General features: G+C 51.9%; 19 protein-coding genes. All 19 read right to left on the reverse strand.

All coding sequences use genetic code 11. The annotated features are described in order from the left end of the window. Window position 1: 1 nt before the first annotated feature. The 19 genes from pyrR to fabF all read right to left on the reverse strand — a co-directional run bounded on the left by pyrR (window position 2) and on the right by fabF (window position 14601). Window positions 2-535 carry a bifunctional pyr operon transcriptional regulator/uracil phosphoribosyltransferase PyrR gene (gene pyrR, locus TSP01S_RS03775; protein WP_041076602.1) on the reverse strand — a complete coding sequence of 178 codons (534 nt, stop codon included), beginning with the start codon at window positions 533-535 and terminating at the stop codon, window positions 2-4. Continuing rightward, window positions 529-1356, reverse strand: a complete 828-nt coding sequence (locus TSP01S_RS03780) for a hypothetical protein (RefSeq protein ID WP_052463620.1) — start codon at window positions 1354-1356, stop codon at window positions 529-531. The genes pyrR and TSP01S_RS03780 overlap by 7 nt, the downstream gene beginning before the upstream one ends. Beyond that, complete coding sequence (gene tgt / locus TSP01S_RS03785; RefSeq protein WP_052463486.1) at window positions 1304-2494, reverse strand: tRNA guanosine(34) transglycosylase Tgt; 1191 nt, start codon at window positions 2492-2494, stop codon at window positions 1304-1306. Before tgt ends, TSP01S_RS03780 begins: the two co-directional genes overlap by 53 nt. Continuing rightward, a complete protein-coding gene (locus tag TSP01S_RS03790) occupies window positions 2451-3089 on the reverse strand; it encodes a cyclodeaminase/cyclohydrolase family protein (RefSeq protein ID WP_041076604.1) in 639 nt (212 codons plus the stop codon). Before TSP01S_RS03790 ends, tgt begins: the two co-directional genes overlap by 44 nt. Further along, on the reverse strand, window positions 3086-3826 hold the full coding sequence (deoC, locus tag TSP01S_RS03795; RefSeq protein ID WP_082021639.1) for a deoxyribose-phosphate aldolase: 741 nt from the start codon (window positions 3824-3826) through the stop codon (window positions 3086-3088). Before deoC ends, TSP01S_RS03790 begins: the two co-directional genes overlap by 4 nt. Window positions 3827-3839: 13 nt before the next feature. Continuing rightward, window positions 3840-4388, reverse strand: coding sequence for an HDIG domain-containing metalloprotein (locus tag TSP01S_RS03800; RefSeq protein ID WP_041076606.1), 549 nt, complete (start codon window positions 4386-4388; stop codon window positions 3840-3842). Beyond that, window positions 4381-5586, reverse strand: coding sequence for a hypothetical protein (locus TSP01S_RS03805; RefSeq protein ID WP_041076608.1), 1206 nt, complete (start codon window positions 5584-5586; stop codon window positions 4381-4383). The genes TSP01S_RS03800 and TSP01S_RS03805 overlap by 8 nt, the downstream gene beginning before the upstream one ends. A gap of 51 nt (window positions 5587-5637) precedes the next feature. After that, window positions 5638-6315, reverse strand: coding sequence for a RadC family protein (gene radC / locus TSP01S_RS03810; RefSeq protein ID WP_171816827.1), 678 nt, complete (start codon window positions 6313-6315; stop codon window positions 5638-5640). Then, entirely contained in the window at window positions 6281-6802 is a 522-nt protein-coding gene (locus TSP01S_RS03815) for a Maf family protein (protein ID WP_052463487.1), read from the reverse strand. Before TSP01S_RS03815 ends, radC begins: the two co-directional genes overlap by 35 nt. Continuing rightward, the gene (locus TSP01S_RS03820; RefSeq protein WP_052463488.1) at window positions 6756-7322 is read right to left on the reverse strand and encodes a Gx transporter family protein; all 567 of its coding nucleotides are present in this window, start codon (window positions 7320-7322) and stop codon (window positions 6756-6758) included. The genes TSP01S_RS03815 and TSP01S_RS03820 overlap by 47 nt, the downstream gene beginning before the upstream one ends. Beyond that, window positions 7319-7687 (reverse strand): NusG domain II-containing protein, encoded by a 369-nt coding sequence (locus TSP01S_RS03825; RefSeq protein ID WP_041076612.1) that lies wholly within the window; start codon window positions 7685-7687, stop codon window positions 7319-7321. The genes TSP01S_RS03820 and TSP01S_RS03825 overlap by 4 nt, the downstream gene beginning before the upstream one ends. Then, on the reverse strand, window positions 7671-8723 hold the full coding sequence (locus tag TSP01S_RS03830; RefSeq protein ID WP_052463489.1) for an FAD:protein FMN transferase: 1053 nt from the start codon (window positions 8721-8723) through the stop codon (window positions 7671-7673). The genes TSP01S_RS03825 and TSP01S_RS03830 overlap by 17 nt, the downstream gene beginning before the upstream one ends. Then, the gene (gene amrS, locus TSP01S_RS03835; protein WP_041076616.1) at window positions 8693-9682 is read right to left on the reverse strand and encodes an AmmeMemoRadiSam system radical SAM enzyme; all 990 of its coding nucleotides are present in this window, start codon (window positions 9680-9682) and stop codon (window positions 8693-8695) included. Before amrS ends, TSP01S_RS03830 begins: the two co-directional genes overlap by 31 nt. 11 nt (window positions 9683-9693) lie before the next feature. Further along, window positions 9694-10218: an AmmeMemoRadiSam system protein A gene (amrA, locus tag TSP01S_RS03840; protein WP_041076618.1), complete on the reverse strand. Its 525-nt coding sequence runs from the start codon at window positions 10216-10218 to the stop codon at window positions 9694-9696. Continuing rightward, entirely contained in the window at window positions 10142-10897 is a 756-nt protein-coding gene (locus TSP01S_RS03845; RefSeq protein ID WP_041076619.1) for a hypothetical protein, read from the reverse strand. The genes amrA and TSP01S_RS03845 overlap by 77 nt, the downstream gene beginning before the upstream one ends. Before the next feature lie 225 nt (window positions 10898-11122). Further along, the gene (gene fabD, locus TSP01S_RS03850; protein ID WP_041076621.1) at window positions 11123-12031 is read right to left on the reverse strand and encodes an ACP S-malonyltransferase; all 909 of its coding nucleotides are present in this window, start codon (window positions 12029-12031) and stop codon (window positions 11123-11125) included. Beyond that, complete coding sequence (locus TSP01S_RS03855) at window positions 12025-12918, reverse strand: nitronate monooxygenase (RefSeq protein ID WP_052463621.1); 894 nt, start codon at window positions 12916-12918, stop codon at window positions 12025-12027. Before TSP01S_RS03855 ends, fabD begins: the two co-directional genes overlap by 7 nt. Before the next feature lie 28 nt (window positions 12919-12946). Then, on the reverse strand, window positions 12947-13378 hold the full coding sequence (gene fabZ / locus TSP01S_RS03860) for a 3-hydroxyacyl-ACP dehydratase FabZ (RefSeq protein WP_041076625.1): 432 nt from the start codon (window positions 13376-13378) through the stop codon (window positions 12947-12949). Continuing rightward, entirely contained in the window at window positions 13375-14601 is a 1227-nt protein-coding gene (fabF, locus tag TSP01S_RS03865; RefSeq protein WP_041076627.1) for a beta-ketoacyl-ACP synthase II, read from the reverse strand. Before fabF ends, fabZ begins: the two co-directional genes overlap by 4 nt. Between the last annotated feature and the right edge of the window lie 273 nt (window positions 14602-14874).

The following is a 14874-nucleotide window of genomic DNA, read 5'->3' on the forward strand; positions in this document are numbered from 1 at the left end:
TTCACTCCTCCAGATGTACTATGTAGACGGCGTCTTCTCCGTCACATTCTTTCAAACACACGTTTATCCTCTCACGAGTCTTGGAGGTCGGTAGATTCTTACCAACGAAGTCCGCCCTTATGGGTAGTTCCCTATGGCCCCTATCGACCAGGACGGCCAGTTGGACCGCCCTCGGTCTGCCACGCTTCGAAACGGCATCGAGCGCGGCCCGCACAGTTCTTCCTGTGAACAGGACGTCGTCCACGAGTACCACTATTTTGTCGCGCAGGTCGAAGGGTATTTCGCTCAGGTCCTCATCGGTTCTCTTGTCATCGTCTCTGAAAGGCCTGACATCGAGTTTTCCGACGGGCACGTCCTTCCCTTCTATGGACCTGAGAAAGACTGCGAGGCGCTGAGCAAGGTACGCTCCTCTCGTCAGGATACCGAGCAAAGCAACATTTTCTAATCCGCGATTTCTCTCGAGGATTTCGTGTGCGATCCTCAGCAGAGATCTTTTTATGTCTTCCTCGCTCAGTACCTTTATCCGTTTCACCATTTCACGCCTATACGGAAATCGATCTGATAATCGTAGCTGAGTTCTTTGAAGAGGTCAGGACTGTCCTTCTTTGAAAATGGGTAGAAGACGGAAATTTGGACGTTCAAATTCCCGATCTGGAAAGATCCCCCAGCGTCGACGGCCAGGACAGAATCGTTCTGTGAAGAGTAGAAGATTGGTATCGTCACATAGAGGCTCAGCGGTTCCAGATCCAGCTGTGCGCTCGGAGAAATTGTCCACAGCTCGTTGAAGCCGTACATGACATCCAGCGCGAATTTCATCTGATCGTAATCGAGACAGAGACCAGCCCCCACACTCGCCTGGTTGGTGAGCTGAGGATCGGAAGACCATATTCTGAAGTTCTTCAGAGTTAGGCCGTAGCCCAGCGGCCCACTTTCGGCGAATTTTCCCTTCGCTCCCAGATCGAGGACGAGCGAAGTATTCACAACTGCGTTCTTCACGATCCTTTCGATTCCGAAGTTCACGCCCAACGAAGTGATGCCAGCTCTACCTGCAACACCGTAAAGGAAGGACATCCTCTCCTGGTTGAAATCACTGAATTCCGCTGATATCGAGAGAACCCCAGCCAGTGTGTCGAGATGGGGCTCCACAAGGGCGAAGGTGAAAGATCTAACGTTGCGATCGATCGATATTCTCAGCGTATTGGATAAGAGAATCTGTCTCACTTCATTTTCAACGATACCGGCCGGGTTAGTCCTGAAGGCCCACGCACCCGAAGAAGTTGCCGATCGACCATCACCAGAGAAATCAACGATGTCGGCGAAGGCTATCGTGCCCAGAAGCAAGAACACCAGCAGCATTTTCCCCACGTTCCTCATAAACTTCGGCCACCTCCTTTCTCATCTCCTCGAGTCTACCATCCATTATAGATTTTCTCACACGTTCCATGAACCTGAACATGAAGTGCAGGTTGTGGTAAGTCAAGAGCATCCCTGCGAGTGTCTCTCCTCTGTTGAACAGATGGTGCACGTAAGATCTGGTGTAACTTTTACAAACCAGGCAGTCGCAGCGGGAATCTATGGGTGAAAGATCCTTTCTGTACCGGGACGATTTTATGTTGATTCTCCCTTCAGAGGTCAGGGCTGCTCCATGACGTGCCAACCGTGTCGGATAGACACTGTCGAACATGTCTACTCCGAGTGATACCAGCTCGATGATCGTTCTTGGAGATCCTCCACCCATGAAGTACCTGGGTTTATCTTCTGGCAGTTCCGATATCGTTGCGTGTGCAAGCTGGAGAGTCATCTCGAAAGGTTCTCCCAGACTCAGACCTCCTATGGCAAAACCATCGAAATCCATTTGAGAAAGATGCCTCGCACTTGCCCTCCTGAGGTCTTCGAACGCCCCACCCTGAGCGATCGCAAAAAGCAACTGTCCTTCCCTGACACCGTGCCTGAGACATCTCTTCGCCCATGCGTGGGTCCTCTTCGTCGCTTCCAGAGCTTCCGTATAACTGGCATCTATGGCGGGGCAGTGATCGAGGACCATCACGATGTCTGAACCGAGAATCGTCTGAATGTCCATCGACAGTTCGGGTGTCAGGAACAGTTTCGAACCGTCGTACGGGGAGACGAAGGTCACACCGTCATCGGAGACCTTTCTGAAGTTCTTCAAACTGAACATTTGGAATCCTCCACTGTCCGTGAGGATTCCTCCGTCCCACGACATGAACCTGTGCAGGCCTCCGTGCAGTTCTATCACGTCCAGGCCGGGTCTCACGGCCACATGGTAAGCGTTCGCCAGAATTATGGTTGCCCCGATCTTTTTCAGCTCATCGCTCCTCATGAGCTTCACGTTTGCATTCGTACCGACAGGCATAAAAATCGGAGTTTCGAACGTTCCGTGTGAAGTTTTTATTCTCCCAAGTCTCGCTGCACCGTTCTGATAAACCACCTCAAACCTCGATTCCCGCGCGTTGCTTGGCGCTCTCCCTGACATCTCTCAAAGCTCCCTCCACTTCGCCCGTGAACGTTCTGAGCTCATGTTTCATGTTTTCAACGAAGGCCTCATCCTTTATCGATTTCAGGTTTATCAAGACGTTCGCCTTCGCAGCCTGGAACGCCCCGTAGGCGAGTTCTGCTGCACTCACTGCGTCCGATATGGCGTTGACGTTTCCCCATTTGGCGACCACCTGGGCAGTTTTAACGACATCTCTACAGTATCTGCAGATTTCGTAAGGCACCCGTGCGGCATGTTTCAACGCTTCCTGTATGCACTTCTTCCTTTTCTCTTTCTCCTCTTCCGTCTCCTTAGGCATTTTATAAGCGTTCATGACCTCGTCGAAAGCTTTCGCGTCCGCATCAGACAGTTCTAACAGTGCGTGCCTGATCTCCTCCATCTCCTCGGTCACGCGTTCCATCTCTGCGTGCCAGTCTGCGTAATCCTGTCTGCTCAACGTCAACTGGGCCACCATCTCGTTCAGGGCGGCAGCCAAACACGCCACGATGGCGCTCACGGCTCCCCCACCGGGCGTCGGACTCTTGTCGGCCACTCTCTCCACGAAATCTCTGATCTGCATCTTTTCAAAACTCATCTTGAACCCCCCTCTTTCACTATGTTAACACCAGAGCTGGTTCCGATCCTGCAGGCGCCGGCGAGCAACATTTGCACCGCCTGCTGGTAAGTTCTTATACCACCGGATGCCTTGACACCGAGCTCTGGAACGCACCACTTCATGAGGTGAACATCTTCTACCGTCGCTCCAGCTGGGCCAAACCCGGTGGACGTTTTGACGAACTGGGCGCCCGCAAGTTTCGCGATGACACAGGCCGCGATCTTTTCTTCCTGCGTCAGATAACACGTCTCGATGATGACCTTCACGGGCTTTCCCTGACTCGCTTCGACGACGGATCTGATATCCTCGTAAACGTACTTGTAGTCCTTCGATTTGATCATGGGAATACTCAACACCATGTCGAGCTCATCGGCACCGAGTTCGACCAGTTCCTCCGCTTCCCTCGCTTTGCAGCGCTGGGTGTTCGTGCCCAGCGGGAATCCCACAACGCTGACCACTTTCACGTTCGAACCCTTGAGCCGTTCCACCGCCCGCCTGACGTACACGGGACTGACACATACACCGAAAAATCCGTACTCAACAGCTTCATCGCAGAGCCTATCTATCTCTTCCTCCGTGGCTGTAGGCCTCAAAAGCGTGTGCTCTATCGCGGAGCTAACTTCCTGAACATTGACGCTCCTCTGCGGTAACTCGAAACGGTAGTGTTTCTGATACTCAACCACTTTTTCCTCTATTTTTTCTTCGATGCTGCTCAATTTTTCACCCCCCTCACAAACCGAGCTCTTCTTTGATTTCTTTCATGGCATTGAGTGATATGTCGAAGAACTCATCCAATGAAAGTCCCATCTCTTCACATTTCATCATCTGTTCTCTGCTTGCTCCCTTGGCGAAAAGTTTCTCTTTGAACCTTCGTTTCAGAAAATCGACGTCGACAACCGACAAAGATTTTTCAGGATTGATGAGCGCAGCTGCAACTATGAAACCGGATGTCGGGTCAGCGGCGTAGATGGCTTTTTCCATCAAAGTCTCTCGTTCTTTCTTTTCACAGTGGGCGAGTATCGCGTCCAGAACTTGCTTTGGAACGTCGTAAGACTGAAGAATTTCGACAGTCTTGAACCCGTGCAAGTCAGGTTTATCCTTCGTGTATTCGTAGTCCAGATCGTGGAGCAAACCTGCAAGACCCCAGAGCTCTTCGTCCTGGCCGAACCTTCGTGCTAAAGCTTTCATGATCGCTTCCACTGCCAGACAGTGCTTCACCAGATTTTTCGTTTTCACATGCTCGTTCAACAAATTCAAAGCCGCTTGCCTGTCAAGCATTCGTCCAGCCCTCCCAAAAGCACGTATTCTTACAGTGCCTCTCGCCGAAGTAAAGCCTGAGATACTCCGGATCTTTGAAGAACAACCGCACGTCGGAAGAAGATAGCGTCCTGAGCAAGCCTTCCAGTTCTTCCTCCTTGGAAACGATCTTGAAATCCTTCGGAAATCTGCGCGGCTCGATCACGTTCCTTATCAGTGGTGGTTTATTTTCCCGGTTCACCTCAACGTAGAATATCTCACCAACACTGTTGAGCAGTGCTCTCATGTGTTCAAAACTCTTCGCCGGATCGTTCCTCAGGTTTACACTCGCGAGGACTAATCTGGCCATGGGATCTCTCGTGGTGATCTGCTCGAGCAAGGTTTGATTCACTTCTTCACCCTTGATGAATTTCAAAGCTTCGTTGTATATGAGCAATCTCGAACAATGAGGGAAAAGCTTCGTTACCCTGCCAGCACTCATTGCAGAAACGTACTGTGCACAGGCGAAATTTCTTTTTTCTAGCACGGCTGCCACTTTCGAAAGTTTTTCTTCCGCTTCCACGAGTGCTGAAACTATCAGAAGCATGGACTTGTAGCCATCTTTCGAGACGCAGCTGGCGAACGTCGAAGAGTCGATCTGGCCATCTCTGTAGGCTTCAAGCACCAGCTGGGCGTACGGGTCCCTGGACAGATCGACGTAGACTTGAAACAACTTGGCGGCTTCGATGAACTTTCCAAAGGCCAAAAAAACTTCTGCAGCAGTTATGTAGGTGAGCGCGTGGGCTGGGTAATTCTTCAGCAGCTGAATCGTGTCCTTTATGACGTCTGGGTTCATCGAATACAGCTCACTCAGGACCCTCAACGATTCGAGGTGAACGGAACTGCGCCCGAGCGTTTCGAGCTTTTCTTTCCTCAGGAGCTTGATCAAGTTCACCAGCACACTCCTGTGTTCCTCGTCTCTCACCGTGTGAAGTCTTTTCTGCAGAGATCTTTGAACAAGATCATCAGAAACGCCGTAAGCGAAGTGGTTCAGATCGTGAACAGACCAGATTTTTTCCACGGGCAGATCTATCTCGGGTTCGAGCTCTATCTTCAACTGCTCGGGCTGTTTCTTCACTTCGGTGCGGCGCTCTCGCAGAATGCCTTTTTTCTTGAGTTCCTTCTCCATCTCTTCCTTCAAACGCAAAAGGTTCAGGATCCTTTCGTCCTGTTCCTGCACGGTTCTTCACTCCAGTCTTGTTCTTTCATCGCCAATTTTATCACAGCTAAATCAGTTTTCGTTGATCTTTCCCGCTGCCCTGAAACTGTAATAGCCGTTTCTGCCAATTATGACGTGATCCACAAGCTTTATACCCAGGATGCGTCCGGCTTCAACCATGCTCAGCGTGATCGTCTCATCGTCTCTGCTGGGAGAAGGATCACCGGATGGATGGTTGTGCACGAGGATCAGGGCGTTGGCGTTCGCGCGCACAGCGAGTCGAAAAACGTCTCTCGGGTGCAGGAGCGTCTGGTTGTTCGTACCGACGGTTACATCGCTGTAAGTGATCAGGGAGAGTTTACTATCGAGGAGCAAAACGCGCGCGATTTCCTTGTCATACAATCTCATGTCGTGGCAGAACTCGAATATGGCCGTGGGGCTGGTCAAAACCGTCCGTGGTTTTGCGAGCTCCGTGTAGAGGCGCTTTCCAAGTTCCAATGCAGCCTTGACACTCGCCGCTTTCGCCAATCCCACACCGTCTATGGCAGCGATTTCTTCGAGCGACGCGTTCGACAGGGCTCTCAACGAACCATCGAACCTGTGGATGATTTCCTGTGCCAGTTCGTACACGCTCTTGCCCTTTTTGCCAGTTCTCAGAATTATGGCGAGAAGCTCTTCGATCGACAGACTTTCGGGGCCTGCGACTTTCATTCTCTCACGTGGTTTCAACACGCCAGATCCCCCTCGAATACAGATAGTTCCATACCTCGTAAACTGGTAGGCCGATGACGACGTACGGATCACCGACCACGCGTTCAACGAAGACCGCTCCGATGTCCTGAAGCCCGTAAGAACCAGCTTTGTCCAGTGAGTATCTCGAGGAGTAGAAAAAAACGAAATCCGAGGGAACATCCCTGAACTTGACACTCGCGGACTTCAGGTTCAGCCACGTCTCATGTTGACTCACTATTGCCACTGCAGTGTGTACTCGATGCCACCGACCCATGAGCTTGAAGAGCTGTTCACGCGCTTCGAGTTCGTTCGATGGCTTGCCCAGTATTTCACCGTCCAGGTCGACCACCGTGTCGGCGGCGATAACCAGGGCGTCCCTGTTGCTTTCAAAAACGCTCACGGCTTTGAGCAGCGCGAGCTTTTCGGCTGTTTCCTGAGGCGTAGAGAAGTGTGGCTCGTCAACCTTCGGTGCGATGATTTCGAATCTTTCTAGTATCATGCTCATTATCTGCGCTCTCCTGGGCGACGCTGAAGCCAAAATTATCCTTCGCACGTCTCACCACTCTCTCTGCCAGATAAGCGTTGAGGATCGCTCCGGGTACACCGAGAAAAAGCATTTGCGGGAGTATGAGCAGGAAAGACCAGCTTCTTATGCTCATGGCGCCAACGAGCGCCTGTGCCACGTTGTTGGCAACACTTCCGAGAACGCTGATGCCGACCAGCCCGAATATAGAACTCCTGTAAGCGATGTATTCACCCGTTGCGGCTGCTACGGAACCTGCCACGGACATGAGAGACACGATGCTGAAGAGCCTTCCTGTGATTAGAGAACCAACGACGCTCTTCAGAAGGCTCACAGCTAAAACTGTCTTGAAGTCATACAGCATCACCGCGATCAGAACGACCAGATTCGATAAACCCCAGCGACCGTAAGGCAACGGGAACGGCACGAACGTTTCAAGAAAATAGATGACACTTCCAAGAGAGGCGAGAGAAGAAATTAGAGCCAGCCTTCGAACGTTCACCAGGTCATCACGTCCACACCCTCGTTGGAAACCTTTCTGAACTTTATGAGCACTCTGTTGGGTACGCAGATGATCACACCGCCAGGTCCCACACGCCCTGTCTTCTCACAGATTTTCAGAGGGCAGTCGGCGTTTTCAACGTGGACCTTTTGACCGTCGAAGACCACTTTCATCAAGTATTTGTCGCCATCGTGGAGTTCGTACGATCCGGCCACTCTGATCTGCATGGACAGTTTTCCACCGACGAAGACTTCAACGGTTTGCCCTTTCTGAGATTTCCCCCAGTAAAGGCCGAGAAAAACTACCATTAGTGAGATGATGAGAAAAAGATCGCGTTTCTTGAAGAGCTCATCGCGACTGTTCATAGACGACCATCGCTGGTGAGCGTCTTATCGAACCATCGTCCGTGACCATGAGAACGTTTCCTCCAAACTTTGGGAACTCGAGTACCACGTATTCCCAGTCCGTTCCCATGACGAACCCGGCCGTTGAAAGGGCATCCGCCGTTACCGCGTTGTCCGCAACCACGGTGACCGAGATGGCCCCTCTGGCGGGAAAACCAGTCTTGGGATCGAGTATGTGATGGTAACGAACCCCTCCGACTTCGAAGTATCTTTCGTAATCGCCTGAAGTTGCAACCGCGCCCGAGGTCAAATACAGATACGCTATGGCTGCGTCACTCTGCCTGGGATTCCTCACACCCACTACCCAGGGCCTGGACCCAAACTTCGGACCGAGTATCCTGATATCCCCACCGGCTTCGACGAAGCCCGTGCAGTCCTTATCGACTTCTTTTGCCACCTGGTACGCCCGGTCCAGGGCATAACCTTTCGCTATTCCACCAAGGTCCAGCTTTGCTCCATTCAGGAGTCGCACCCTTCTTCTTTGAAAATCCAGTTCTAATTTGTCTGTTCCAATGTGCTTGAGAGCTTCTTCTATCTCTTTGAGCGAAGGAACTCTGCTTGGAGGTGCTTCCGCTATCTTATCGAAACCCCAGAGGCGGATCAGTTCACCTAAGGTTGGATCGAAAGCGCCGTTGGTGAGCTTGCTGAAGCGGACGGCTGCATCGAGTAGGGCGAAAGTTTCCTCATCGATATCGACCCAATCGTTCGAGGCGTTGATCCTGCTGATCACGCTCGCCGGATCGTTGGGATTGAACTTCTTGTAAATTCTATCGAGTTCGTTGAATATGACCTGGGCCAGAACTTTGGAACCTTTTCTGGAAGAGACCACGATTCTGCAGTAGGTCCCGAGCGTGAAACCGGTCAGTTCGTAATAGTTCGGGGGCGCTTTCAGAAAAGACGTTAAAAAAATGATCAGCACAACGGAGACGAGAGAAACGGCAACCAACAGGATCTTCCTATCGAGCTTCAAAAGATTCTTACTATCTTTCTGCCGCACTTGCTACACCTTCCCTCCGCGTCGAGTCCAACAATCTGCACCTCGTAACCTCTACGCGCGATCGATAACGTTCCGCAGTCCGGGCACACCGTTTTCTCGTATTCGGGATCCCAGAGGTTCCCGATGTAGACGAAGTCGAGATACTTCCTGGCGAGGTTGTAGGCTTCGATCAAGAACGCTGGCGACGTTGCCGGAGCGTTGTACTTGTAAGATGGATAGTATCTGGAAAGATGCAAAGGTATCGACCTGTCGAGACTTGCTATCCAGCGGAACTCTTCTTCGAGAAGTTTCAGATCGTCGTTCAGCTGTGGCACGATCAACGTCGTGATCTCGACGTGCACGTTGGCTTTAACGCACGTCTCTATCGTGTTCAGCACCGTTTTGAGGTCTCCGCCAAGTCTCGCGTAGGTACGTTCGTCGAAGGCTTTGAGATCGATGTTCATAGCGTGAATAGATTGAAGCAGAAGTTTCAAAGGTTCTTTTTCGATCATACCGTTCGTTACGAGCACGTTGTAGAGACCCTCTTTCGTCGCAACCCTCGACGTGTCGAGGACGAACTCGTACCAGATGAACGGCTCGTTGTACGTGTACGCTATACCACGAGATCCCCTGCTCTGCGCGATCGAGACCAGCTGTTGCGGCGAGACGCGCTTCGTGGGTGCAACCTGCTGCGAGATCTCCCAGTTCTGGCAAAAGAAACACTTCATGTTGCAACCGAACGTTCCCACAGAGAGTATGTACTCCGAGGGATTGAAATGGAACAGCGGTTTTTTCTCGATCGGATCCAGAGCGATGGAGGTTATTTCGCCGTAATTCAGCGTCTCCATCACTCCACTCTGGTTGCGCCGGGCAAGGCAAAGACCAACCTGTCCATCTTCGAGCACGCAGTGATGGGGGCAGAGTTCGCATTTGATTCTGTTTTCATCCAAGGTGGAAAAGTAAAGTGCCATCCTCTGCACGAAATCACCTCTCAGTGGTACCGCTCGACTGTGAACCTGTACACGTCAAAACGTTCCCGCTCTGAAATTCCGGCCTTTCTGAGTGCTATTCGGAGCTGTTCTTCAACGCTGTCCACACCGGGCAAATCGGGCAGTAACAACCCTCTCCTGTAACCACTGACGACGATCACGCCGTACCTTTTCGGATCGAGTTGACTGGTGTCTGCCACTTTCTCAGGCTCGCTGAGTATGTCCACTGTGACTTCGATATCGTCCAGTTCCTCTGGCGTCACCGGTTCAAATCGAGGATCCTGTGTCGCGGCGGCGATCGCGTTGTCTCTGATCTCGAGCGCCAGGTTCGATCTGGTTGGCATGAAAGTCCCGATGCATCCTCTCAAAGATCCATCCAGGAGATGCAGGCTGACGAAAGCCCCCGCCCTGCGATTCAACAATTCTTCCGGGGCGCCGTCTTTGATCGGATCAACCATCCTTCCATCCAGAATGTAGCTTTCGATACTCTTGATCGCCCACTTCACGAACGGATGATGACCCTTCATCTTCCTTCACCTTCTTCCAGAGTTCGTAAACCTTTGAGATCGGAACCGGTTCTTCATCAAAACAGAAAACGTGGTGGACCTTCTTCCATTTCGTGAAAGCTTCGCATAAATTCCGCGCCAGCGTTTGCAGGTGCTGTCTTTCTCGTTCGTCGATATCCAAGCAGTTGAGAAATTCTCTGAGATCGATCCTGCTTTCTTTCACCTGACTGCCTGGAACCAACAAAGAACAACCTTCATCTTCGTCGATCGATTCGAGGAACGATGGAAGCTTCGATAGTAAGTTTCTCAAACCGATAGGCAACAGAACCTTCACCGTGTTGCAGTGTCTCATCTCCTTTGACAGGGTCAAAAGGTGAGAGAGAAATCTTGCGACTGTTGAAGTTCCCATGGCCTTTCCTGCCAGACTCGAGTCTGCCGAAGGAACGTAAGCCACCTGAAAGCCCGTCGAACAAACACCGTAAGAGAGTTGCAAAAGCCCATCGTTCCCGATGAATAAAACCTTTCTTGCACGAAGCTTGTGGAGAACATCGATGGTTTCTTTCAGAGTTTGACGCGAAGAAATGTTTTGTGAGAAAACGGCACGTTCGTCGATCTCTGCCAGGTTCAATCCCTCACGTTTCAGTCCTTCGAGCAACACTTCAACGCCTGGGCAGACCCCATGAACGAGAACTGCGAGCATTCACGTTGCCCTGAGATAAATTATAGAACAGGAACCAGGTATTTCGGCGTGGAGTTACAGGAAAGTGCGCTCGTGGATCAGAGGCATGAGCCAGAGAAAAAAACGTGGCAACCCACAATCGCGTTCAACCGTAAGGACCGAACACGAGATTTCCACATGGACTTTTCACGATGTGGACAAAAACAAAAGGCGGGATAAACCCGCCTTTTCTACCAAGATCGCAGTTCACACAACTTGTGGGATCGGTTTCTTCTCTTCTGCCAGAATCTCTGAAAAATGCTGTGAGGCCTCTGGTTTCATTTTCTTGATGAGATTCGTCAGAACCTTCTGAGGTCCGACTTCCACGAAGCCGTGAACACCCATAGACACCATCCTGTCTACCGACTGGTACCATTTCACCGGACCGCTTATCTGCGCGAGGATGTTTTCTTTGATTTCTTCAGGGTCCGTCGTTTCCTTAGCAGTGCTGTTCATGACGATCGGCCATCTTGGCCTCCGGAACTTGACTCCCCTGAGTTCCTTCGCCATCTTTTCGCGCGCGGATTCGAGCAACGGTGTATGGAACGGCCCACTCACTTTCAGCTCTATCACCCGTTTCGCAACAGCTCTCAACTTCTCTGATGCCTTTCTCACCGCTTCCATTGAACCGCTGATCACGACCTGGTCCGGTGCGTTGTAGTTCGCGATCCACACCCCTTCTATGTCCGCGATGGTTTCCTCGACTTTCGATGCGTCCGCTCCGATCACGGCGGCCATACCGCCCAGTCCCGGTGGAACGGCCTGCGAGATGTACTCGCCTCTCTTTCTCACGAGATACAGACCGAGCTCGAAGTCATAAACGTCCGCGGCTGCGAGCGCGGTGTACTCACCAAGGCTGTGACCTGCCACAACGTTGGGCACGACACCGTTTCGGACCAGCTCGTCGAAGGCTATGTAACTTGCAAGATATATCGCCGGTTGAGCGTTCTCCGTTATTTTGAGGATTTCCTCTTCCGCATTCATCAGCTGGTACATGTCTATGCCCAGCACTTCCTTCGCCCGTTCGAAGAAGTATCGAGCCCTTGGATAAGACATGAAATCTCTTCCCATGCCGGAATATTGTGAGCCCTGACCGGGAAAGACAAAGGCTAACACACTTCCACCTCCCTGCAGATTTTTTGTACCGTTTCATGAAACTCTTTCATGATCCTCTCGATCAACTCTTTCACGGTGGGTATGTCTTCTATGAGACCGACCACCTGACCTGCCATGAAGGAACCAGCATCGAGATCTCCGTCGATCACGGCTTTTCTCAAACTCCCGACGAGTATGGATTCCGCCTCTTCTGGACTCTTCACTTCGAGTTCGAGGACCTGTCTCGCGAACGGCGTTTTGATCACGCGTGCGGGATGACCGAGTTTTGCACCTGTCACCACCGTGTCCCTTATCGACGCGTTGAGGATCTTCTTCTTGTAGTTCTCGTGTACCTCAGCTTCGACGGTGGCGAGAAACCTCGTTCCCATCTGGACACCCTCAGCCCCGAGTGCGAATGCGGCTGCCATACCGCGACCGTCTGCGATGCCTCCGGCGGCGATCACGGGTATGTTCACAGACCTTGCGACCTTGTTGACCAGCACGATCGTGGTGACCTCTCCTATGTGTCCACCAGATTCCATACCCTCGGCCACGACGGCGTCGGCACCAGCCCTTTCGACGAGTTTCGCCAGCGAATCGGAAGCGACCACGACGATAACCTTGATGTCCCGGTCCTTCAACTTCGGAATGTACTTGACTGGATTGCCTGCGCCGAACGAAACCACGGGCACGTTCTCTTGAACGATGACGTCCAGAAGTTCCTCAACGTAAGGAGAAGCGAGCATCACGTTCACGCCAAAAGGCCTATCGGTGAGTTTTCTGATCTGCTCGATCGCTTCCTTCAGCTGCTGTGCCCTCATCGCACCGGAGCCAATCATTCCCAGGCCGCCCGCGTTCGATACGGCCGCGGCGAGCTTGGCTGTCCCGGCCCAGGCCATGCCACCCATGATGATGGGATGATCGATGCCGAAAAGTTCAGTCACCCTGTTCTTCACGTCTCTTCACTCCCAACAGAAGTTCGGCGCTCGCGACGAGCCTTTCGTCCACAGTCGCCCTTGCTCTCACTTTCACCACGTTGAGTTTGCTCTCGACGATTTCTACCTCGTAACGTAGAACGTCCCCAGGCCTGACGGGCGACTTGAACCGCGCGTTATCTATGCCCAGGAACAAGGGAACCACTTTTTCTCCAGGTTTCAGGAGCAACAGCCCCGCCGCCTGGGCCATGCCTTCGATGATCAGAACACCGGGATAGATGGGATACTCCGGAAAATGTCCCAGAAAGACGATCTCCGAGATCGTAACGTTCTTGATCGCCACGATTTTCTTCCCATCTTTCTCCAAAACTCTGTCCACGAGCAGTATGGGAAATCTGTGTGGTAGGATTTGAAGTATTTCATCCACGTTCATGGCTCGTACCTCCCGATGACGATCGACACGTTGTGGCCCCCGAAGCCGAAAGAATTTTTGACGAAGTTATCGATCGTGACTTTGATCGGTTCTTTGCCAACGACGTTTATGTTCACCTCTGGATCTTTCTCGTCCAGATTTGGCATCGCATGGAGAAAGCCTTCCTGCATCTGCAGAATTCCGATCACCGTTTCGGCGGCTGCCGCCGCCCCGAGCAGGTGCCCCATCAAGGCCTTGCCGCTGTTCACCAGTACGTTCTTTCCAAAAATCCTCTCGATCGCCTTGGCTTCCGCAACATCTCCAGCAGGTGTGCTCGTCGCATGGCAACTCACATACTGGATGTCTTCGGGAGACAGTTTTGCATCTTCCAAAGCCATCCTCATGGCCTTTTCCGCGCCACGTCCCTCCGGGTCTGGAGCACTCATATGGTAAGCATCGTCGTTCATACCGAACCCTTTGACTTCAGCTATGATTTCTGCATTCCTCTGAAGCGCGATTTCTTCGGCTTCGAGGATGAGTATGGCACCGCCCTCGCCCATCACGAAACCGTCACGCTGAACATCGAAAGGTCTGGAAGCCTTCTTCGGTTCGTCGTTCCTTGTTGAGAGTGCTCGCATGCTCGCAAAACCTGCTATCGGCAGCGGGGCTATCGTGGCCTCCGAACCACCAACGATGGCCACGTCAGCGTATCCGTGTCTGATCAACAAGGTACCCAACGCGATCGCGTGTCCAGAAGCTGCACAGGCACTCACCGGTGCGAAGTTAACCCCTTTCAGACCGTACTCTATCGAGATGATCCCCGAGGCCATGTTGATCAACAACATGGGTATCAGGAAGGGACTGACCTTGGAGGCACCCTCCGCGAGGAACTTGTTGTTCTCCGTGTCGAGGGTGATGAAACCGCCCATGCCCGAGGCCACGAGCACCGCTGTTCTCTCGGAGAAGGTTGAAAGATCTATCTTCGCCTGTTCGAGCGCCTCTTTGAAGGCGACGAGGGCGAAATGAACGAACCTGTCAGTCCTCCGCGCGAGCTTTCTGTCTATGTATTTCTCAACATCGAAATTCTTCACCTCAGCCGCTATCCTGACGGGAAGCTTGCTGGCATCGAAACTGCTGATACGATCGATGGCAACGGTAGAACGTTCCAGATTGGCGAGGACCTCTTCTTTTCCAATTCCGATCGGACTGACTATACCCATTCCCGTGATGACTACTCGTCTCATGCGATCACTCCTTTCGAATAGATGCTACGTGGATTATATGAAGTGAAAGAAAGGGCCGTCAAAGCGGCCCTTTTAGAAGAAAAAAATTTAAATTTTGTATTTTAACTCGATAGCATATGCTTTCTGCCCTTTACCACCGGATTGGACAGAAAATCAATTCATGAGCGAGCACTTCTGGTTCTAAATCGGGTTAAATACAATTCTTCTCAGAAATGTGGTCGGTCGGAGAGTGCGATTCTGTGGGCGATCACGGCGCCAGCGGTCCGTCAGTTT

It is taken from the genome of Thermotoga caldifontis AZM44c09, assembly GCF_000828655.1.
Lineage (GTDB): Bacteria > Thermotogota > Thermotogae > Thermotogales > DSM-5069 > Pseudothermotoga_A > Pseudothermotoga_A caldifontis.